21 protein-coding genes are annotated in these 22,084 nt (G+C 33.5%); 6 read left to right on the forward strand and 15 right to left on the reverse strand.

The genetic code is table 11. The features are described from left to right. The first annotated feature begins 70 nt into the window (after positions 1 to 70). Positions 71 to 1,411 (forward strand): glycoside hydrolase family 30 protein, encoded by a 1,341-nt coding sequence (locus ATHE_RS00475; RefSeq protein WP_015906736.1) that lies wholly within the window; start codon positions 71 to 73, stop codon positions 1,409 to 1,411. A 36-nt stretch (positions 1,412 to 1,447) separates the two neighbouring features. Here the strand turns inward: ATHE_RS00475 and ATHE_RS00480 are convergent, their stop codons facing one another. Then, positions 1,448 to 1,708: a helix-turn-helix domain-containing protein gene (locus tag ATHE_RS00480; protein WP_049760220.1), complete on the reverse strand. Its 261-nt coding sequence runs from the start codon at positions 1,706 to 1,708 to the stop codon at positions 1,448 to 1,450. Between the two features lie 89 nt (positions 1,709 to 1,797). Between ATHE_RS00480 and ATHE_RS00485 the strand changes: the two genes are divergently transcribed. Beyond that, entirely contained in the window at positions 1,798 to 2,727 is a 930-nt protein-coding gene (locus ATHE_RS00485) for a glycoside hydrolase family 88 protein (protein ID WP_079503994.1), read from the forward strand. Positions 2,728 to 2,757: 30 nt separating this feature from the next. Here the strand turns inward: ATHE_RS00485 and ATHE_RS00490 are convergent, their stop codons facing one another. The 5 genes from ATHE_RS00490 to ATHE_RS00510 are packed head-to-tail and all read right to left on the reverse strand — an operon-like array spanning position 2,758 to position 8,673. Next, complete coding sequence (locus tag ATHE_RS00490; RefSeq protein ID WP_015906737.1) at positions 2,758 to 3,501, reverse strand: DUF72 domain-containing protein; 744 nt, start codon at positions 3,499 to 3,501, stop codon at positions 2,758 to 2,760. Between the two features lie 31 nt (positions 3,502 to 3,532). Next, a complete protein-coding gene (locus tag ATHE_RS00495; RefSeq protein WP_015906738.1) occupies positions 3,533 to 4,621 on the reverse strand; it encodes a sugar ABC transporter substrate-binding protein in 1,089 nt (362 codons plus the stop codon). 21 nt (positions 4,622 to 4,642) lie between these two features. After that, complete coding sequence (locus tag ATHE_RS00500; protein ID WP_015906739.1) at positions 4,643 to 6,202, reverse strand: helix-turn-helix domain-containing protein; 1,560 nt, start codon at positions 6,200 to 6,202, stop codon at positions 4,643 to 4,645. Continuing rightward, on the reverse strand, positions 6,199 to 7,686 hold the full coding sequence (locus ATHE_RS00505; RefSeq protein WP_015906740.1) for a sensor histidine kinase: 1,488 nt from the start codon (positions 7,684 to 7,686) through the stop codon (positions 6,199 to 6,201). Before ATHE_RS00505 ends, ATHE_RS00500 begins: the two co-directional genes overlap by 4 nt. Before the next feature lie 12 nt (positions 7,687 to 7,698). Continuing rightward, a complete protein-coding gene (locus tag ATHE_RS00510; RefSeq protein ID WP_015906741.1) occupies positions 7,699 to 8,673 on the reverse strand; it encodes a sugar ABC transporter substrate-binding protein in 975 nt (324 codons plus the stop codon). Positions 8,674 to 8,886: 213 nt separating this feature from the next. Between ATHE_RS00510 and xylF the strand changes: the two genes are divergently transcribed. The 3 genes from xylF (at position 8,887) to ATHE_RS00525 (ending at position 12,688) form a co-directional block, all read left to right on the forward strand. Next, positions 8,887 to 9,942, forward strand: a complete 1,056-nt coding sequence (xylF, locus tag ATHE_RS00515; RefSeq protein ID WP_015906742.1) for a D-xylose ABC transporter substrate-binding protein — start codon at positions 8,887 to 8,889, stop codon at positions 9,940 to 9,942. A 103-nt stretch (positions 9,943 to 10,045) separates the two neighbouring features. Further along, positions 10,046 to 11,563, forward strand: a complete 1,518-nt coding sequence (locus tag ATHE_RS00520) for a xylose ABC transporter ATP-binding protein (RefSeq protein ID WP_015906743.1) — start codon at positions 10,046 to 10,048, stop codon at positions 11,561 to 11,563. A gap of 3 nt (positions 11,564 to 11,566) precedes the next feature. Beyond that, positions 11,567 to 12,688 (forward strand): sugar ABC transporter permease, encoded by a 1,122-nt coding sequence (locus tag ATHE_RS00525; protein WP_015906744.1) that lies wholly within the window; start codon positions 11,567 to 11,569, stop codon positions 12,686 to 12,688. Between the two features lie 123 nt (positions 12,689 to 12,811). Here ATHE_RS00525 and ATHE_RS00530 read toward each other — a convergent pair whose 3' ends face one another. From ATHE_RS00530 to ATHE_RS00555, 6 genes are all read right to left on the reverse strand, one after another. Then, positions 12,812 to 13,474: a YIP1 family protein gene (locus tag ATHE_RS00530; protein ID WP_015906745.1), complete on the reverse strand. Its 663-nt coding sequence runs from the start codon at positions 13,472 to 13,474 to the stop codon at positions 12,812 to 12,814. 23 nt (positions 13,475 to 13,497) lie between these two features. Next, positions 13,498 to 14,757, reverse strand: coding sequence for an ABC transporter permease (locus ATHE_RS00535; RefSeq protein WP_015906746.1), 1,260 nt, complete (start codon positions 14,755 to 14,757; stop codon positions 13,498 to 13,500). Between the two features lie 5 nt (positions 14,758 to 14,762). Beyond that, complete coding sequence (locus ATHE_RS00540; RefSeq protein WP_015906747.1) at positions 14,763 to 15,563, reverse strand: COG1361 family protein; 801 nt, start codon at positions 15,561 to 15,563, stop codon at positions 14,763 to 14,765. 48 nt (positions 15,564 to 15,611) lie between these two features. After that, entirely contained in the window at positions 15,612 to 16,325 is a 714-nt protein-coding gene (locus tag ATHE_RS00545) for an ABC transporter ATP-binding protein (RefSeq protein WP_015906748.1), read from the reverse strand. Positions 16,326 to 16,416: 91 nt separating this feature from the next. After that, complete coding sequence (locus ATHE_RS00550; RefSeq protein ID WP_015906749.1) at positions 16,417 to 17,628, reverse strand: ABC transporter permease; 1,212 nt, start codon at positions 17,626 to 17,628, stop codon at positions 16,417 to 16,419. Then, positions 17,625 to 18,350 carry an ABC transporter ATP-binding protein gene (locus ATHE_RS00555; RefSeq protein ID WP_015906750.1) on the reverse strand — a complete coding sequence of 242 codons (726 nt, stop codon included), beginning with the start codon at positions 18,348 to 18,350 and terminating at the stop codon, positions 17,625 to 17,627. Before ATHE_RS00555 ends, ATHE_RS00550 begins: the two co-directional genes overlap by 4 nt. Positions 18,351 to 18,460: 110 nt before the next feature. Between ATHE_RS00555 and ATHE_RS14740 the strand changes: the two genes are divergently transcribed. Further along, complete coding sequence (locus ATHE_RS14740) at positions 18,461 to 18,694, forward strand: hypothetical protein (protein WP_179121855.1); 234 nt, start codon at positions 18,461 to 18,463, stop codon at positions 18,692 to 18,694. 1,264 nt (positions 18,695 to 19,958) lie between these two features. On the opposite strand, the gene ATHE_RS00570 is transcribed toward ATHE_RS14740, so the two are convergent. Genes ATHE_RS00570 through ATHE_RS00580 form a run of 3 tightly spaced genes read right to left on the reverse strand, consistent with a single transcriptional unit; the run spans position 19,959 to position 21,869 of the window. Continuing rightward, positions 19,959 to 20,627 (reverse strand): hypothetical protein, encoded by a 669-nt coding sequence (locus ATHE_RS00570; RefSeq protein WP_015906753.1) that lies wholly within the window; start codon positions 20,625 to 20,627, stop codon positions 19,959 to 19,961. Next, complete coding sequence (locus tag ATHE_RS00575) at positions 20,605 to 21,483, reverse strand: ABC transporter ATP-binding protein (RefSeq protein WP_015906754.1); 879 nt, start codon at positions 21,481 to 21,483, stop codon at positions 20,605 to 20,607. Before ATHE_RS00575 ends, ATHE_RS00570 begins: the two co-directional genes overlap by 23 nt. Beyond that, positions 21,480 to 21,869 carry a GntR family transcriptional regulator gene (locus ATHE_RS00580; RefSeq protein WP_015906755.1) on the reverse strand — a complete coding sequence of 130 codons (390 nt, stop codon included), beginning with the start codon at positions 21,867 to 21,869 and terminating at the stop codon, positions 21,480 to 21,482. Before ATHE_RS00580 ends, ATHE_RS00575 begins: the two co-directional genes overlap by 4 nt. Between the last annotated feature and the right edge of the window lie 215 nt (positions 21,870 to 22,084).

Genomic DNA, 22,084 nt, shown 5'->3' on the forward strand with positions numbered 1-22,084 from the left:
ACATATAATATTGCAGTCAGATAAAATAAATATAAAAATATTTGAAAAGCAAAAGGAGAAAAGTTAAAAAATGCACAAAACAATTGCATGTTACGTAACAGCAAAAGATCAAGACATTCCGATGCAGCAAGTAGACAATATAAAAGAAAGCACAAAAATAGAAAGTAGTATTGTTATAACAATTGAGCCATCCACTACATTTCAAGAGGTAATAGGTTTTGGTGGGGCACTGACTGAAGCTGCTGCGGTAAATATACTGTCGCTTTTGCCACACCAGCAAGAAGAGATTTTAAGAGGGTACTTTGACCCAAAAGAGGGGCTTGGCTATAAGCTTTGTAGAATCCACATGAACAGCTGTGATTTTTGTGTTGATAGCTACAGCTGTGATGATGTTGAAGGTGACATAGAGCTAAAACACTTTAACATTGAACGAGACAAAAAGATGGTAATTCCTCTTTTAAAAAGGATAAAGGAGTATTGCAAAGACCTAAAAATTCTTGTTTCGCCATGGAGTCCGCCTGCATGGATGAAGACAAACGGTGATATGTGCCATGGTGGAAAGCTAAAGGATGAGTATAAAAAAACATGGGCAAGATTTTTCTGCAAATTCATAAAAGCATATAAAGAAGAAGGAATTGAGATATGGGCTGTGACAGTTCAAAATGAGCCTATGGCAACTCAAGTGTGGGAGTCGTGCATATACACAGCTGAAGAAGAAAGAGATTTTGTGAAGTATTATTTGGGGCCGACTCTTGCGGAAGAAGGACTGGGGGATGTAAAGATACTCATTTGGGATCACAACAAAGACATCATATATGACAGGGTAAAAACAATTTTGAGTGACAAAGAAGCTGCAAAATTTGTATGGGGAGTTGCATTCCACTGGTATGGAGGAGACCATTTTGACCAGCTCAAAAAAATAAAAGAAGAATTTCCTGATGTCAATTTGGTGTTTACCGAAGGTTGTCAGGAAGGTGGAGTGAAGCTTGGTTCTTGGGAGCTTGGAGAAAGGTATGCTCATGAGATAATTGGTGATTTTAATAACTACACAATTGGATTTATGGATTGGAATATTGTTCTTGACACAGTTGGAGGCCCCAATCATGTAGGAAACTTTTGCGACGCTCCAATAATAGTTGATAAAGACCAGAAAAAGATTTACTATCAAAATGCATGTTATTATATAGGGCATTTTTCTAAATTCATAAGGCCGGGAGCTAAAGTAGTCAAAAGTAGCTGTAGTAGTTCAAAACTTGAAGTTTTGGCAGCGAAGAGCCAGGACGATACTTTAGCAGTGGTTGTGTTTAATAAAAACCCAGAGGAAATAGAGTTTAGTATTGTCATTGGAGATAAAATATTCAGCGGAAAGTCTCCAGCAAGGTCTATATTGACCATTGTTCTGGAAAAGTAAAATATAAATAAAATGGGTGGGCGAAAAAGCCCGCCTTTAATTTTGAGAGCTATAAAGAGTCCTGTACTTTGTTGGTGAAAGTCCCACCTTTTTCTTAAAGACATTTATAAAACTGTTAGGGTATATGTATCCTACTTTTAAAGCAATTTCATTTACAGAATAGTTGGTTTGCGTGAGCAATAGCTTAGCTTTTTCTATTCTCAGGTGAGTAATATAATCGCTTAGGTTTTGACCAGTTTTTTCTTTAAACAATGATGATAAATACTGAGGAGTTATATTAAACTTTTCAGCAATCAAAGATAAAGACAGGTTTGGGTCATTATAAATCTCATGTAAATGTCAATATCATTTTTATTTTATAATCAACAAGTCAAAGGCGAGAAGAAATACAAAAATATGAAAAAAAACATTTAGATAGCTTTGAAAAAAGACTCAAAAGTAAGAGCTACATAGACACCCACGATCTTGGATTTTTATATACTCTTTCGTGTGTTGCAGGCTACAAGGTAACAGGTGATGAAAGAGCAAAAGACATTGCTATAGAAGCGGCAAGACAGCTTTGTACAAGGTACTGGGAAAAACCTGGTGTAATTCAGGCGTGGGGTGCAATGGATGACCCTGGCCAAAAAGGTAGGATAATAATAGATTGTTTAATGAACCTTCCGCTTTTGTATTGGGCAAGCACGCAAACAGGGGATAAAAAGTTTTTTGATATAGCTCGCAGGCACGCACAAATGACTGCTGAAAATATAGTAAAAAAAGATGCTTCAACTTTTCATACTTTCTATTTTGATGTTGAAACAGGTAAGCCTTTGTACGGATCAACTCATCAAGGATATTCAGATAGTTCTTGCTGGGCAAGAGGACAGGCTTGGGGGATATATGGATTTGTGTTGAGTTATAAGTACACACGGGATTGGATTTTCATTGATATAGCGAAAAAACTTTTGAATTATTTTCTTAACAGATTGCCAGAAGACTGTGTGCCTTATTGGGATTTAGTTTTTACAGAAGGTGAGCAGCCAAGAGACAGCTCTGCAGCAGCAATTTGTGCATGTGGGATATTAGAGATGTTAAAGTTTTTACCACTTTGTGATGAGTACAGAGAGTATTATGAAAATGCAGCAAAAAATATAGTATTTTCGTTATCAACAAAGTACTTAGCATCTCAAGACCTGGACTCAGACGGTTTGCTTTTGCATGGTGTTTATAATAAACCGAAAAATGAAGGTGTGGATGAACACACAATATGGGGTGATTATTTCTTTTTCGAGGCATTGGTGAGATTTTTACAATACTGGCATGAATACTGGTAAATAAAAGGCTTCCTGCAGGAGGCCTTTTATTTATAAAACATTTTCCAAAATCTTTACTAAATTTTTGGCATTTTCTACTGCGTAGCCATTAAAATCGTTATTAAAATATACATAAATTTTTTCACAGATCTCGGAATATACCTTTATATCCATTGCAAAGTTTTTAAGCTGATCTTCTGAATAACTTGAAGAGAACATTTCTTTTGGACCATGAAATCGAATATATGCAAAATTAGCAGTTATAATTTTTTCTTTTGGATAGCGACTCGAATCCGCAATTACAAATGCTATGTTTTTGCTTCTTAAGATGTCATATATATCATCTACAAACCAACTTTTATGCCTAAATTCAATTGCAAATCTAAAATTTTCTTTGCCATCCAAGAAATTTAATAATCTTTTGACATTTTCCTCATCAGCTTTAAAGCTTGGTGGTAACTGTAACAAGATTGCTCCAAGCTTTTCTTTCAGCAATTTTACTCTGTCTTCAAACTTTTTCCACTCATCTTCAACATCCAGAAACCTTTTTATATGGGTTATAGTTCTGGGAGCTTTTAAGGAAAAAACAAAGTCAGCCTGTGAAAAGTTAAACCAGTTCAGGACAGTTTTTTCTTGAGGAAGCCTATAAAAACTTGAATTAATTTCTGTTGTTCTAAAATGCATTGCATAAAACTCAAACATTTTAGATGTTGGCAATTTTTCAGGATAAAATATACCTCTCCAGTGAGAATATGAAAAACCAGATGTGCCAATATAAATTTTTACATTATTCACATGCCTCTCCCCCAGTTTATGAGAAACCACACTACTTTGTTATATATACCTCATCCCATGTATGAAAATTGTCTTTTATAACAGTATCATTAATATTGGTTTTGTCAACACCTATTGGGTCAATAAAAAAAGTTGGAACGTTTTTGTAACCATTATTAATAGTGTAATTAGGCTTTAGAAGTTTGCCTTTTATTAGCCTGTCAACTATATCAAGCGTGAGGTCAACAAGCTTATCGATGGGCTTATAGACAGTCATAAGCTGAGTGCCCTTGACAATCCTTTGACATGCTGAGATGTCTGCATCCTGGCCTGTAACAGGTACACTGCCAGCAAGCCGCTTTTCCGAAAGTGCCATAATCGCACCCTCAGCAAGTGAATCGTTAGAAGCTAAAACTGCATCAATTCTTTTTCCCTCTTCTAAAAGGTTATTGACATAATTATATGCATATTCCTTTCTCCAGTTATAACAGTATTTTTCTAAAAGACTATTGATTTGTTTTTTCTGAATAAGTGAATCTAATACTTTGTGATAGCCTTCCTTTATCATCTGAACGTTATAATCCCCTGGGTCACCAAGTAGAAAGACGTAGTTTCCATAGGGAACTTTTTTCAAAAGCCATTTTGCCATAAGCTCTCCTACTTTGTAATTGTTAAAAGAGACATATACATCTATGTCACTGTTTTTCACAAGTCTGTCATAACTTATAACTTTTATTCCTTTCTTTTTAGCAAGATTTACTGCACTGCTACATTTTTCATAGTTGTTAGGAACAATAATCAAAATATTTATATTTTTGCTCAAAAGATATTTCACCTGATTTATTTGTTCAACATCGTTCTCATTTGCGTTGACCCATTCAACCTCATATCCTTTTTCATGTGCTTTTGCAATCAAGATGTCCCTGTCTTTGAACCATCTTTCCTCCTTTAGTGTACCCATTGCAAAGCCAATTCTCACTTTTGATGGTTTAAAAACCTTCTGTTCATTTTTAGAAATATCAGGAATATGTGCAATTAAAATCACAATGCCTGCTACAACAAAAATCAACAAAAAAATAACCCAAAAAATTTTAGCTCTACTTCTTTTTGATGTTTTTTTACTTTTATAAATATGTTTCATCCCATCATCCCTCTTCTAAAATTATATTGAATTTATATCTACTGATGAGCTTCTAAATGCAGAGGGTGTCATTCCAGTGAACTTTTTGAAAGCCTTGATAAAATAGTTCGGGTCAGAAAAACCAACAGCAAATGATATTTCCTTTATACTCTTTGATGTATTTTTCAGAAGCTGACAAGCCTTTTGAATTCTAAGCTTTGTAAGGTATGTCTTAAAACTTACACCTGTGTATTTTTTAAACAATTTACTGAAATAATATGGGTTAAAGTTAAAAGTTGAGCTTATCTGTGAAAGTGTAATTTCCTCACTGTAGTTTTGGTTTATAAATTCTATTGCTTTGTTAATCGAATCATTGTTTATAATCTGTTCATGCTTGGTTTTTGCCTTGCTAAAAAGTGAAAGCACAGCTTTTTTAAATATTTCTACAATCTGTTCATAAGAAGAATTAAGTATTTGCGAAATTAATTTTTCTACATCAATAGACTCATCGCTTGTTGCTATTCCAGTTTCAAGCAATAACATTATAATAAGTTTTATCACTTTGTATTTTAGGTTATTTTCCCCAAAAAGTTCAATGTATAATTTGCAAAGCTGGGTTATATAGTTTTCTATCATTGGAATTTGTGTTGGGTTGTTGATAGAATGAATCAGTTTTGCTTCTAAATTTTCTGTCAATAGAAGGAGATGCTCATTTTCTTCATTTTCTTCTGGGAATTCCAAGTCAAGGGTTGAATAGTATGCCTCCCAGAATGCATTTTCATATCCTTCTTCTAAGTAATAAAGGTCACTAAATCCAATTTTGATACTATTCCAGTAAGGTTTTTGTTTTAGAATTTCTTGAATTTTTTCTTGCAAAACCTCTGCTTCTTTCTGTGATTGAGACGGGAAAAAACAAATAAGATACTCACCCATGCCAATTGATGTTAAAGCTTTGTGTTCAAATGAGATTTTTATGTCTTTTCGGATATTGTCAAGTTCTTTGAAGCTTGAGACCAAATCACTTTTGTCTTTGAGTGTCAAAACCATTAAAAACCCGCTTTTAAGATTTATTCCAAAGATTTTTTCATATTGATTTACATCAACAATATCGAATGCATTTTTGAATATTAAGGTAGGTATAAAACTGTTTTCAAGCAAGTTTCTCATCACAATCAGCTGTGCATTTTTTTCTATGTTCTCTTTTGTCCTTGCCAAAATGCTATCTACTTGAGCTATTGCAGAGTGCATAGTTGAGATTATATCTTCTATTGAATACGGTTTTAGGATATATGCAAATGCCTTTTCCTTTATTGCTTTTTTGGCAAACTCAAACCTGTCGTATGCAGAAACAATAATAAAAATTGGAAACTCTGAATTTTTCATTTTTCTGTACTCTTCTATAAGTTCAAGTCCATCTAAGTCTGGCATTTTAATGTCTATAAAAGCTATATGGTAAGAATAAAAAAGCAAGTTTTCAAGTGCTTCTCTACCTGATGTAAATATAGAAATTTCAAAATCTGTATTCAGATTATTTTCAAGTATAAATTTAATAGAATCCACAACTATTTTTTCATCGTCAGCAATTAAAACTTTATACGTCATAAAGTATTCACCTCATTTTTTGGAAGCTTTGAGTAATCTGTTATAAATGGTACTTTTATTATGACTTTTGTTCCACCTTCAACATTTGATTCTATATATAAAGGTCTTTCAACACCGTAAAAATACGAAAGACGTTTTGCGATGTTATTAAGCCCTATCCCAGTTGTTTTATTGTCTTCAAATGAAAAGTTTTTCAAGTCTTCAAGTATCTTTTCTTCGATGCCCCTTCCATTGTCCCACACAACAATCTCTGCGTTTTCTTCAACTTTGCGTGCTACAATCTTGATAAGTCCGCTTTCTTTTTCTTTGAATCCATGCACAATAGCATTTTCAACAAGTGGCTGAAGTATCATGCAAGGCATAAGTAAAAGTTTTGTCTCATCTTCAACATCAATTTCAAGAGTTATCTTGTTACCAAATCTCATGCGATATATATACATGTAATTATTGACATTTTCTATTTCATCTTCTAACCTTACAGTCCTGTTTATATTATGAACAACGTATCTTAAGTAACTTGAGGTTCTGAGCAAAATTTCATATGTCTGCTTTGCATTTTCAAACATGGCTATCTGAAGAATTGTGTTTAAAGTGTTAAATAAAAAGTGAGGGTTTATCTGAGCTTGCAGGTTCTTAAGCTCTGCTTCTTGCAATGCCTGCCTATATTTTATCGCTTCAATCTTTTGTTGGGCATACATTCTTTCAATTTCAGCTTTTTCCTCAAGTTTTTTAACCATATCTTTTATGTTTGAAATCATGTTAGAAAAAGACTGGTACAAAACTGCAACTTCGTCGTTAGAAGAATATTGTGGAAGCTGAGCTTCTAAGTTACCATGTGCTATCTTATTTGCCACCTTTGAGAGATTAATAATTGGTGTTGTAAAACTGTTGCTGAAAACTATGCTCAGTAATGAGGCAAATAATGTCCATATAAGTATTACCAGTGTATTGATTCTTCTTATGTCATTTAACTGTTTTTGTGATCTATGATGAATCTGCATTGTGAATTTTATCTTCTGTTCGCTAAATTTTTCAAGATAAACATTTAAAAATTTTGAGAAATCAAGATATTCAGAATAAGTTTTGGAAAGTGGCAAATTTCCTTTCTTGTAAATTACAAGTCGTTCGGTTAGCTTGCTAAGGTGTTCAAATATGGTGATTAAGTTTGTATAGTATAGATATTCTTCTTTTGTTGTAATTTTGTTTTCAAGAGCTGTTAGTTTTTCGTCAATTGCGTTAAGAGAACCATAGACAGAGAGCATAGAATCAGAGTCTCCAGAGATTAAATATCTTTGAAGATTAGAATTTAGCAAAGATATTTCTTCTTTGGTTGTATTGATTGTATTTATTGTTTCAAATGTTTCGTTTACCAGACTTACAATGTAACTATTGTTGTACTGGATTAAAATGTCGATTGCAAGCAATGACAAGATTATTATAAAGAAAAATGCAAGAAGCTTGCTCTGCACAGAAAAAAACTTCATTTTTAATCACCTTTATTCGATAACGTTAAAATTTGTTGAAATATGAGAAGATGCATGACCAAACTTTTTCCAGCTAAGTATTGCCTCGCAAAGCTTTTGGGCAATCAAATCTCCTTTGTCATTTATAATTCCATTGATTATCTTTTCTTTAACATATTTTTGAAGTTTTTCATTTGTACCAGCACCAATTACAATGAATTTGTCAAGCTTATTAAAGGTTATAATATTTTGAGCAATTGTAAGTGTGTCTGTTTCACTTCCAATATAAATTACATTGAATTTCTGTTTGTCTTCTAAAATGAGCTGTCTTGCAACCTCCTCAGATGGGAATGCAGGGTATTCAAAATTAAAGTTTTTTATGCTAATTTCTTTTATACCTTTGGATTTTAAAAAGTCAGTAAGCCCTTTTACCTCAAGCGTTCCGCCAATTGTTGTATATAACGGATTGATAATTGCAATTCTTAAGTCTTTAGGTATACTGTTTTTTTCATTTAAAACTTTATATATAATCTTTCCAGCTATCTTGCCTTTATAATAATAATCAATTCCTACAAAAACATCTTCGTATCTAAAGAGCATATCATTAAATAGGGATACAATAAAAATATTATTGCTTTTAATAATTGGCAACATTTGAGCAATTTCTTTTGAATTATATATATTGCACATAACAATTGCATCTGGTTTTGTCACAGTTGCCAATTTCAAATATTTATATGCTTCTTCAGAGGTGTTATAAAATACAATATCACTTATAATTCCCTGCTTTTCAGAGATATCTTTATATTTTTCCAAAAACCAGTTCCAGTATGTCTGGTTTTGAGGTAGTATCATCATTATTCTTACTGAATTTCTAAAGTTTGTTTTTTTATCTGTTACATTTATAAATCTTATATTATAAATATCATACAATGCAATGGCTACAAAGATAATTGCGCTGAAAAAAGCTATCAATCTAAAGCTCAAATTTTGCATTCTTTTTCGCATCTTTGTTTTTCCTCCCTCAACAACCATTATAGCATTTTTGACACACAGCACCCTATAGTAATTTTTTGATTTCAAAAAAGTGCTATTCGTTTTGTAATGAAAATTTAATAATTCCACCAACACGTCAAAAAATAATAGTGTATTTGAAAATGTTTATTGTTAAAATGATATTGCAAATCAAACAAAAAAATTTGATAAGGAGGTTTAATTGTAATGAAAAAATCACTATTAAGAATTGTTGCCATTTTTGTTGCGGTTGTCTTCATAGTTGGTATTGGCTATGCAGTTGTTCCAAAATATGCAAGCGCAAAATCTTCTAAAAAGCAAATCAAAATTGGGTTGTCCTTAGCTACTTTGCAGGAGGAAAGATGGCACAAAGACAGAGATGAATTTGTAAAAGCAGCTCAAAAGCTTGGTGCAAAAGTTTTAGTTCAGGCTGCTAATATGGACGATGTAAAGCAAAAAGAACAGTGTGAGAATTTAATTAGCCAGGGTGTAGATGTTCTTGTTATAGTTCCAAACAATGCAGAAGTTTTCACATCCATAATTGAAGAAGCTCACAAGGCAAAAATACCAGTAATTTCATACGACAGATTAATTAAAAACGCAAATGTTGATCTTTACATCTCATTTGACAATATAAAAGTTGGTGAACTTCAGGGTAAATACTTAACATCAAAGGTTCCAAAGGGCAACTACTTTGTATTCAGAGGCGCTCCAACAGACAACAACGCAACACTCTTCTATCAAGGTGCTATGAAGTATATCCAGCCACTTGTAAAGAGCGGAAAAGTAAAAGTTCTCTTTGACCAGCCAGTAAAAGACTGGAAACCAGAAGAGGCTTTGAGACTTTGTGAAAATGCTCTTACTGCAGCAAAGAACAACGTTCAAGGAATCTTGGCACCAAACGATGGAACAGCTGGCGGAATCATTCAGGCTCTCAAAGCACAGGGGCTTGCTGGTAAGGTTGTTGTAACAGGTCAGGATGCAGACCTTGCAGCTGTTAAGAGAATTGTTGAGGGTACACAGACAATGACAGTGTTCAAAGATGTAAGACTTTTAGCTAAAAAAGCTGCTGAGGTTGCAGTTGAGCTTGCAAAAGGCAAGAAGGTTTCTCAGCTCAAAGATGTAAACGGCAAGGTTTACAATGGTAAGATAAATGTACCATCAATACTTTTGACACCAGTTGCAGTTGATAAGTCTAACATTGACAAGGTACTTATCCAGAGCGGTTGGTTCACAAAAGAACAGGTTTATGGCAAGAAGTAATTTTGGAGTTTTTGGACAAAAAATTTGACTTTAATTTCTGGGAAGGGGTTGATTTGCCCCTTCTCAGAATTTAATTTTGAAGGGGTGAAGGTGGTATTTTAAGATGAGCGAATATATTCTTGAGATGGTGCACATAACAAAAGAATTTCCAGGTGTCAAAGCGCTTGATGATGTAACTTTTAAGGTTAAAAAAGGTGAAATCCACGCTCTTGTTGGTGAAAATGGTGCAGGAAAATCCACTTTGATGAAGATTTTAAGCGGTGTGTATCCGTATGGCACATACAGCGGCGATATTTTCATTGAAGGCAAGAAGCAGCATTTTAGAAATATTAAAGACAGCGAACATGCAGGTGTTGCAATAATTTACCAGGAGCTGACCCTTGTTAAAGGCATGACTGTAGGCGAGAATATCTTTCTTGGCAGAGAGCCTGTTGTAAACGGGATTATAAACTGGAATAAGGTCTATGCTGATTCTAAAAAACTTTTTGAAAAGCTAAACATTGAGATAGATGTTTATGAAAAAGTTGAAAATTTAGGAATAGGCCAACAGCAGATGGTTGAGATTGCAAAGGCTATTTCAAAAGATAGCAAGATTTTAATTCTTGATGAGCCAACAGCAGCATTAACAGAGAGTGAAACAAGGCAGCTTTTCAGAATTTTAAAAGACCTCAAAAACCACGGGGTTACCTGCATATATATCTCTCACAGACTTGAAGAAATATTTGAGATAGCAGATACAGTAACAGTTTTAAGAGATGGTAAAACAATTTCAACAGACCCAATATCAAATCTCACTGAAGATGAGATAATAAAAAGAATGGTTGGGCGAGAACTTACTCAAAGGTATCCAAAAGTGCCACACAAAGCAAAAAGAACAATTATGGAAGTTAGAAACTTTTCTGTTTATGACAAAGATAATCCAGAAAAGAAGATAATAGATAATGTAAGCTTTGAGATAAAAGAAGGAGAAATTTTGGGTATATCAGGACTTATGGGGGCTGGCAGAACAGAACTTTTTATGAGCATATTTGGAGCATATCCAGGAAGAAAAGAAGGAGAAATTTGGCTTGAAGGGAAGAAAATAAGTATAAATAACCCCAGAGAGGCAATAGAACACGGGATATGTTATCTTTCAGAAGACAGAAAACGATATGGGCTTGTGCTCATGATGGATATAAAAGACAACATATTGCTTCCAAACTACCAGAAGTTTGCAAACGGTGGGATAATAAATATTCCAAAGTCACTCAGCACAGCTTTGGATTATGTTGGTAAGCTCAGAATTAAAATAGCTTCACCTTTCCAGCAGGTTATGAATTTAAGCGGTGGTAACCAGCAAAAGGTTATTATTGCTAAATGGCTTTTAGCAAATCCAAAAATATTAATTCTGGATGAGCCTACAAGAGGTATTGACGTTGGTGCAAAGTATGAAATTTATAACCTTATGAACCAGTTTGTTGACCAGGGTGTAGGAATTGTTATGATTTCATCAGAACTTCCTGAGATTTTGGGTATGTCAGATAGAATACTTGTTATGCAAAAGGGCAAAATTGCAGGTGAGCTCATGGCCGAAGATGCAACTCAAGAAAAGATTATGACTTTAGCAACAGGAGGAAGATAGGTTATGAATTTGAAAAAAAACTTGCGAACTTACACTCTCATAATTGCAATTCTCCTTATATGGACAATATTTACAGTACTTACTGATGGGAATTTTCTAACACCAAGAAATCTTTCAATGCTTGCAAGACAGATGGCAATCACAGCTCTTGTTGCAATTGGTATGGTATTTGTAATTGTTGCAGGGCACATTGACCTTTCGGTTGGTTCTGTTGTCGGATTTACTGGTGCTATTGCTGGTGTTTTGCAGGTTTGGAATGGGTGGTCAACTCCTGCTACAGTTATTGCAGTTTTGATAGTTGGTATTATAATTGGTATATGGCAAGGATACTGGGTTGCATACAGGGGCGTTCCAGCATTCATTGTTACGCTGGCAGGAATGCTTGTGTTCAGAGGCGGTGTGCTTTTAGCAAGCAAGGGTATCACAATATCACCTTTTAAAGATAGTTTTAGATTTATCGGGCAAGGATATTTGAATAAAGCTTTGAGCATTGCATTTGGGGCTGTTTTAATTGTTGGGTATCTTCTTTTAACAATTAGCCAGAGAAATAGAAGGAAAAAATACAACTTAGAAGTTTTGCCAATGGGCTTGGAGATTGCAAAAGCTGCAGTTGTAATTGCTCTTATTGTTGCATTTACGGGCGTTATGATAAGCTATGAGGGAATTTCTATTCCTGTTCTGATACTTGTTGTGTTTACAATCCTGCTAACATTTGTTTCTCAGAACACAACATTTGGAAAATATGTGTATGCAATAGGTGGAAACAAAGAAGCAGCAAGTCTTTCGGGTATAAACATTAGAAATGTGACAATGAAGATTTTCATTCTCATGGGATTTTTATCGGCACTGGCAGGAATTGTATTAACATCAAGACTTGACGCTGCAACATCTGGTGCTGGAACAAATATGGAGCTTGATGCAATTGCTGCTGCAATCCTCGGTGGAACAAGCACACTTGGCGGTGAAGGAACAGTTCCGGGTGCTATCATAGGTGCTTTAATTATGGCAAGCATAGACAACGGTATGAGCCTTTTGAACTTGGAATATTCATATCAGCTGATTGTAAAAGGACTTGTTCTTGTATTTGCAGTTTGGCTTGATATTATGTCAAGAAAGAAAGCATAAAAATATACATCAGTAAGCTAAGAAAAAATATAGGTTTGTCCTTTTGAAAATAACAAGGGGCTGGCTTTGTTTGAACATCAACCAGCCCCTTAAATATTTAATTTATGCTTATTTATCACTTCATTAGACTTTTCCTACAAGCAATGAGATGCCAGCAAGCAAAAGATTAATAACAGCTACTACCAAAGAGCATATTACACTTTTTGCTTTGCTCAGACCTGCGACTACATATACTCCAATTCCAAGTAATACAAGATACCAAATTTCAAAGATATTAAAGGTCTTTGCTAAAACTTGTGCAAAAGAAGTATCCTTTGCTGCTAAAAAATCAACAGGGCTTTTGTGAGTAATAAGAAAAATTGCAATGTGCAGAATGTACTGGAGTATAGTAATAAGAATTGCTGTTGACACAAGCGCAAAGGACTTTTTGAAGTTTATATTACCTTTCAAAATTTTGACTATTACCAAAACAACAAGACTGAAAATAACTATTACCAAACCAGCGCCGAACAAGCTTGAAAATGCCCTTACAGCCGGGGAGAGAGAAAACTGCATTGTCTTTACGGTCATCTCAAGATTCTGAGTAGGAGGATTTTTCATGTTCTCCCTAACCCAACTCTCAATTTGTTCTTTTGAAGGTGAGGGAAGAATTAGCTGATAGACAAATGTAGCAATTACGTATAGAAGAAATTGTTCCAAAAATACGCCTTTTTCTTTTACTATTTCAAATACTCTGGAGGGGCGAATAATAAGGTATAAGAGATTTTTTGGTTTTAAAACTTCCATTTGTCAAAACCTCCCCTTTTATTTTATTCTTCTTTCAATGCAGAGATTACTTCAATCGAGACTGCTTTTTTAGCAGGGTAAATCCCGGCAATAATGCCAACTAGGGTTGAAATGCATAAAACAAACAAGGCAAGTGGAATGTTAAAACCGATACTAAAGTCGTTTATGGCTGGGAAGCGTGCCCTTAGCACAAGACCTATCAAAAAATTCAATGCAAATCCAGCTATTACAGAAAAAACACCGCCCAAAAAACCCAGAAAGCCTGATTCAAAAAGAAACAAAAGCAAGATGTTTTTAGAACTTGCACCTAATACTTTAAATATCCCAATTTCTTTTCGCCTCTCTAAAATTGCCATTATCATTGTATTTGCAATACCAAAAGCTGCAACAACCAGTGATATTGCTCCAATTCCGCCAACTATGATTTTTACCGCATTTAAAAACTTTTCGATAACCTCTTGCTGTTCTTTGATTGAGGTATAGTAGTATTTTTCTCTTTCTAAGAATTTTTCCACCTCAGGTATGTGCGAAGGACTGTCTACAACTAAAAATGTATAGGTATATCCAGTCTTTTTGATAAAATCCTGCTGAGAATATCTCCAGTCTTCAATCTTATCCATAGCTTTCATTGGCAGAATTATAGAAGAATCAAAATTAAAATCACTCTTTGCAATTCCTCTTATTTTAAATGAAAACTCTTTTGTTTCTTCTTCACCTGCCTGATTGATTCTTTTGCTCTCAATCTTTATAGCCTTGTTCACAAGCTTTTTAACCTCATTTTCATCTGCAAAACCTCCTTTAGAAGGATTGGCAATCAGTTTTGCAATCCCATAACCAAGTATGCATCCGCTTTCATTATCATCTTTCGGGAACCTGCCAAACTGCAGAGTGTATTTTTTTGAAAATTCTTTGACAGATGTTGCAACAAGTGTTACTGTGCCTTCAAATTTCTTAAATTTCAGGTTTCCATTAGTAAAATAAAAAGGAATGACAAACTTTACATGTCTGAGTTTTTCAAGTTTTTTTATGTCTTTGTCGTGAATTTCAGTTTTCAACTTTTCAAGAGTATACCCTGCATTGGTGTTAGGCATAACATATATGACATCAGCATTTCCCAAGCTTGAAATGCCTTTTACTATATAATCCTTAAAAGATGTACTGATTGACACAACAACAAAAAGTCCCAAACTTCCAATAAATATTCCCATAACGGTAAGCGCAGTACGAAGTTTTCTTCTTTTTATGTTTGTCACAATCAAAGAAAGTATGTCTGAAAACTTCATTTTCTCTAATCACCCAATCCTAAAAAGCTTTTAAGTAAACTACCTTTATTTTTGGTCTTTGAGCTGGATTTTGGCTGTGTGGATGGAGCTTTTAGAATTTTTGTAATCGTAAATTTTTTATTGAACTGGTCATTATATGATATTACAACTTTGACATTCTTTTGTTTTTTTGCCTCAACAACAATAGATTCCTGATAGTCATCTCCATTTTCCAGTGTACCAACAAATGAGCTTGTTTTACTGTCAGCAAACGCTTCAATTAAAACATTTTCAAGAGTACACTTGCCAATATTTACAATCTTCAAGTTAAGTTTTCCTGTTGTTTGGTCAAACTTCAATGTCTGAACCAAAAGCTGAGGATTGTACCCGACAACAACTCCGACAATTTTAGTCGAGGTAATTAAAACTTTGTCTTCTTTGAAACTAACAGATAAAACAAGGTTATAAACACCAGTTTTTAACTCTACGTCTGCAATCATGTTGAGTGACAATCTTTTTTTCTCACCCTTTTGAAGCTTTTTAAGATATATTTCATTTGTGGTTCCAATTGGGGAAAAGCCAGACAATGTCTGCCTTCCTTCAATTGACAGAAGTTTTATTGTTATGTCATATAAACTCTTTTCAGAGTTATTGAAAAGTTCAAAATTCAGTGCAAATTTAGTTCCAGGTACTACTCTTGATGGTTCTGTCCACACCTTTTGGATTATTAAACTATTCTGGTCAGCAAAAGTTTTGGGTTTAAAACTTAGAACAACAACTAAAGTAAACACTATAGCAAGTGCAAATGTTATTATTTTTTTCCTCATCTTAAGAAATCTCACCTTCCTTTATTTTAATTTTTTATTGTCTTTTACTTAAGTTCCAATTATTAGTCCATCAGCAATTTTTATCACTCTTGAAGCAGTTTTGCTCACAACTTGAGAGTGGGTTACAACAACAAGTGTAATATTTTCATTTTTGTTAAGCTGAAGCATAAGGTCAAGAATCTCCTGACCATTTTTGCTATCAAGATTTCCTGTTGGCTCATCAGCAAGAATTATTTTAGGGGATGTTACAAGCGCCCTTGCAATTGCAACTCTTTGCTGCTGCCCGCCAGAAAGTTCAGCAGGTTTGTGAAAAAGTCTATCTTTTAAACCTACCTTTTCAAGCATAAAAGCAGCCATCTCACGACGCTTCTTTTTACTAATTCCTTTGAACATAAGCGGAATTTCCACATTCTCAACCGCCGTAAAATGAGGTATAAGGTTATATGACTGAAAAACAAATCCTATATTTTCTCTTCTAAAAATGGCAAGCTGATTTTCGCTCATGGCTGTAATGTCTTTGCTGGCAATCACAACACTTCCCTCAGAAGGTCTTAAAAGCCCACCAATGATGTTTAGTAGTGTTGTTTTGCCTGAACCTGACTCACCAACAATCGCAACAAACTCACCTTGGTAGATTTCTAAACTGATTCCTCTTAAGACTTCCACACTGTTTGTTCCTATTTTAAAGGATTTTTTCACATTTTCAACTTTTATTAGAGCTTCATTTGCAGACAAATTGTCATCTTCACCTCTCTTTCCCATTTACTCAGTTTTTTAGATTTTTGAGCAACTTATTGATTAGTAAAGTTGATTAGTAGAATTTCAAATGAGATTGTAAGTTGCATTTTTGCTTTCAGCTTCTGAACAGCACCTTCTCATTCTCAAACATCTTTGAGGCGAATATAATAGAGGCAACAAGATATACGGTTGAAGAAACTATGAATAATAACAAGTGCTGAATATTTATGATTCCATATATTAGCTCTTTGAATATTGCAAGTGAATTGATAAGCGGTATGATAAAGTAAGAATCTACCAAGTCATTTGGAGTTTTATACATTGTGAAGTAAGCGGGGATTAGCACCAAAAAGGTAATAGGTGTAAGATAAGTTTGAGCCTCTTTGAACGACCTTGCATATGAGGCAATGGCAACTTCAACTGCACTGAAAATTATAGCTGTCAACACCACAACAATAAACATTACAAAGTAAACAGATGCAGGAAGTGCAAGAGCTGCTATATCCCCCAATTCTTTTGTTGCATCTTTTCCAAGGACCAATGGCAAAAGCCAAAATGTGAGTCCAAGCCCTATCAGTGAGGTAACTCCGCTTATTATTGCCATTATTGAAACTGAGATATATTTGCCTGTTACAAGTGAGATGCGTGATGCAGCAGTTGTCAACAGTGGTTCAAGAGTTCCTCTTTCCTTTTCACCAGCTGTTATGTCAATAGCAGCATTCATGCCACCAAGTGAGGTATTGAGCACTACAAACATAGGGACAAGTATTGCCAGCAAAAACAATGCCATTTTGCGAGGAGGTGCAACATTTTCTTTTATAATTACAATGGGTTCAATAATTTCAGGATTAATATTTTTTGCCAGAAGCCTTTGCTTTGTTATGTTTTTTGCAAAGTTACTTATAATTTCATTTAAGATTGAACCAACATTTGATGATTTTGAATCAGATCCATCAACTAAAATCTTTATATTAACCTGCTTTTCTTTTGAAAGGTGGTCCAAAAAATTTTGTGGAATTTCAATCACTGCCTTAATTTTCCCATCTTGCAAATCCTTCTTTGGATTTGAAGATTGAACAATATCAAACTGGGAGCTTTTAATTATGTCAACAAGTTGTTTTGCATATTGCTCACCTATGATACAAATCTTTGTTTTTTCAGGTTTAACCTCAAACGCAGACTTAGATGCATAAATTATCACAAGAAATATAAGAGGAGTTGTAAGTATGGGCAAGATGAAGTTCATAAAAAGAGCACGTCTGTCTCTGAAAGCATCCTTGAGCTCTTTTTTAAACACAATCCACACATGTTTCATATTTATCTTCATTTGCTATCACCCACCAATCTGATAAATACATCTTCAAAGCTGTGACCAGAGAATCTTTGCTTTATCTCATCAATTGATCCAAGTACTACAAGCTTTCCTTTGTGAATAATTGCAACCCTGTCACACAGCTTTTCAACCTCACTCATTGAATGGCTTGAAAATATGATTGTTCTTCCTTCCTGTTTGCAAAGCCTTATAAAGTCATGTACCTCTTTTGCACTTGATACATCCAAAGAGTTTGTCGGCTCATCAAAGAGCATCACTTCTGGATTATGAATTATTGACCTTAAAAAGCACACCTTCTGCTTCATACCTTTTGAAAATGTTCCGGCAGGCTTGTCGATATAATCTTGCATACCAAACCTTTCAGATAGCTCATCAATCCTCTTTTTAATCTCATCCTTCTTCATATCGTGCAAAAGTCCAAAATATTCAATGTTCTCCCGGGCTGTAAGCCTTGCATAAAGCCCACTTTCGCTTCCAAACAAAATTCCTATCTTTCTTCTTACCTTTTCTGGTTCTTTTGTAATGTCAAGCCCTGAGATAATAGCTGTGCCAGATGTCGGTTTTAGCATTGTTGCAAGCATCCTTAAAGTTGTTGTCTTGCCCGCGCCGTTTTCACCAAGGAGCCCGAAAATTTCGCCTTTGTTAATGGTAAAAGATAGCCTGTCAACCGCCCTGACCTTGCCAAAGTCTTTGGTAAGTTCAATAAGTTCAATCATACACAAAGCAGCCTCCTTTTCACATATTTTTGTTAATTAGTATTTATAATTTTAAAATTTCCTTCTTTGTATATCACCCCTCCTGTCTGTAGAATGAAGCAGAAACAGCGATGTATGAACTAATGAGCAAAATTATCGAAATCAGCAAATATATTGGTGACCAGAGACTATTTTTGTACAGATTCACAATAGATGCTATTAAATTGTCGTTTGATACTGTTGCAGTTTTTGCTAAAGCTAATACTGTTATAAGAATAATCAAGAGAAAGAAAGGTAATAGTCCATACAACAATTTTGATAATGATTTTAACATTTTGTTTTTAACAAAATGTGGAAAAGAATAAAGTAATGAAAACAATGAAATAAATAATAAGTTAGTAGCAAGTGGTGAAACGAAAAACAAAAATATATTAAGTTCAATCCTATTTGGTTTGCTAAAAATTGCAAACAAGCTTGAGATAAAAAAGACAGAACAGTATAAGAATGAGAAAATAATATCATTGGTAAATATCCAAAAAGCAATTGTTTTTCTTTTTACAGGCAACAAAAAGTAAAATTTTAAAACAGAATCCAATATATAACTAGATTTTACATAACTTTTATCAAAAAATAAAGCTATTTTAAAAGTTACAAAAACTACTGGAATAAGAAGAGAGAATGCAATTACAAATGCAGAATATGCATTTCTATCAAAATTATTGCTATTAACATTTAACAAAAGTAAATTTAAACAAAACCAAAGAACTGAAAAAAATCCGGTAATTAAAAGGTGCATTTTTATTTCACTGGGATGAGGTTTAAATTTATGCAATTACTTCACCTCACTCTACATATCACTTTAACGCTGTATATTTATAAAAAGCAGTTTAGATTTCTCGCCTGTAAATTGCAGCTTTGTTTACAATGAATGAAATTAAAAACAGTATTATTGATACAAATAAGACTATTAAAGCACTTTTATGGTTTGTATATAAATTTGTAATAAATTTTTCCTCTCTTTTATGAATTTCTGAAAGACGAAGACCAAACCAGAAAGGTATGTAAGCAGCTAATATTATTATAAAGTTTACAATAGTGTTATAGATTGTTTGGAAAGCTGAATTTTTAATAAAGTAGAGCAGTGAATATAGGATAGTACAGATAGAATACCATACAAGTACAATAGAGAAAATCCAGAAGAAAGATAAAATGAAAATGTATGAGTGGGTTAAATTAAACACTTTTAAGATTAACATTCCGATGTTAAGAAAGAGAATATATATCAAGATTATAATAACATCTAAAATAAACTCCAAAGTAACAATCTTATTTCTTTTAATAGGCAGTAAAAAAAGCAGAGAAGTATAAGATATACTGCCATATAGTTCACGTAGTTTTGTACTTTGAACGAAAAAGCTTGATTTTATTGCAAACAACATAAACAGAATAAAGGTGGTATAGATAGTTCCAATAAAGAGAGAAAGATCAATCTTGCCTGTTTTTCTCACAGGCTGGGATATACACAAAAGAAAAATAAGAAATACGATACCTGAAATAATCTTATTTTCAACCCTTTTAAGCAATTTAATGTAAGCAAACATTTTTAACCTCGCTCCTTTAGGATTTATCTTAAAAATCATTGTTTGAAAGAATTTTGTATGAAATAATATATGAAATAACCATTAAAACAACAATATATGCAAGCGAAACAGCTGTCATTATGTATATTGATTCAAAAATTTTAATTTTATGATACAAAATTTGCAAAGGTTCAGCAAAAACAAAAGGTACTCCAAAGTAAAAACAAAACAGAAGAAGTACTGTATACAAGTTTTTTTGAGTTGATTTTCTAAATGCAATAAAAACAGGCTGAAGAACTGTTATCATAACAAATTCTGTAAATATATATGACAAAAGTTTGCTGTTAAACTCAAGTATAAGATAAGAAGAATCAATATTAACTATAAATAAATATCCAATCATACTAATAAATTGAAATATTAGCAATAAAAATCCATCTTTTAAAAATCGACTAATTATAATTTGCCATTTTTTAATAGGCAAGAGCAAACTCAAAGATATTTCATACGAAAAACTATTTGAGGTAAAAGGGTTATTTAACATGGTAAATGTAAGAAAAATAGCTACAAAAAAGTAAGATAAATATTCTTCCCAGAATATAGTAGCAGATGCTGGTGGATTTAATAGGTTACCAACTATCCAAAGAACAATAATGTATAGAAAGAAATACAAAACTGATGTATATATACTTTTCCTATAGAACTTCCAAAACTTCATCCTTTTCATCCCTTCTCACAAGCATTACATAGAACTTTTCAATTGATGGTTTTTCAACAACAAAGCCTGGCTGCATACAATTTTCAATTTCATTCTTTTTGCAAAGAGCTTCAAACGAAAATGAACCTTTTTTACAAGATAAAACTATACTTTGTGGGATTTTGTTACTCTCTGAAGAAGGTCCTTTTACTATACAATAATCCTCTTCAATGCTTTCACGCGATGAAGAAAAGATGATTTTGCCATTATCTATGATTGTCACAAAGTCTGCAACATTCTCAATATCAGAGACTATATGAGTTGAGTAAAACACAGCTTTTTCTTCAGACTGGACAAAACTCTGCAGAATCTCAACAAACTGATTTCTTGCAACAGGGTCAAGCCCAGATGTTGGTTCATCTAAAATCAAAAAGTCAGGTCTTATAGATAGAGCTAAAGCAATAGACAGTTTCATCACAGTTCCTTTTGAGAGATGAAATATCTTTTTGTTCTGGTCAATTTCAAAAAGGTCACAGAGCTTGTTGTAAAGCCTGTCATCCCAATTTTTGTAAAATGACTTCATTATCTCTTTTACATCTTTTGGTTTTAACTGACCTGGCAAAATTGGAGTTTCTAATACAACTCCAAGCCTTTGTTTTATCTCGGTTTCATCACAGTTAAAAGGCTTTTCGAATATGAAAACCTCTCCACTTTCCTTTTTTGCAAGGTCAAGTATACACTTTATCAAAGTAGTTTTTCCAGCACCGTTTTTCCCCAAAAGTCCCATGATATAGCCACTTTCTAAGGTAAGTTCTGGTATTTCAAGCCTAAAGTTTTTGTACGATTTTGTAAGGTTTTTTACTTTCAAGGCAATCATCTTTGACCTTCCTCTCCTTTATACAATCTTTCAATTGTTTCTAAAAGCTTTTTTAGGTCAACTCCAAGTATTTTTGCTTTCTGAACAATAGCTTTCAAATCATTTTCAATTTCTTGAACGCCCAAAGTAGAAATCTTTTCTTTATCAATGTCAGCAACAAATGTGCCTCTGGCAGGGACTGTTACAATAAATCCTTCTTTTTCAAGTTCTTCATAAGCTCTTTTGGTTGTAATAACACTGACATTTAGCTCTTTTGCCAAGACCCTGATTGATGGAAGACTATTTCCTGCCTTAAGACTTCCTTCTATTATCTGCTTCTTTATTTGATTTTTGATTTGTTCATATATGGGCTGGTTTGACGTTTGCGAAATCACAAGCTTTAACACATTTTCCTTTCTCCTTTTGCATACTGTATATATACAGTATATACAGTTTTAATTGGGTTGTCAATATTTTTCGCAAAACATATTGAAATGATAGAAAAATTATGTGAAAATAGTATCAGGGTGTGTAGTCAAATGACAATTAAGAAGATAGTTTGAGATTATACAAAAAGTTGTTATCAGATGTGAGTTTCATTTAAATATTGTAATTTTTTTAA

This window comes from Caldicellulosiruptor bescii DSM 6725 (assembly GCF_000022325.1).
Lineage (GTDB): Bacteria > Bacillota > Thermoanaerobacteria > Caldicellulosiruptorales > Caldicellulosiruptoraceae > Caldicellulosiruptor > Caldicellulosiruptor bescii.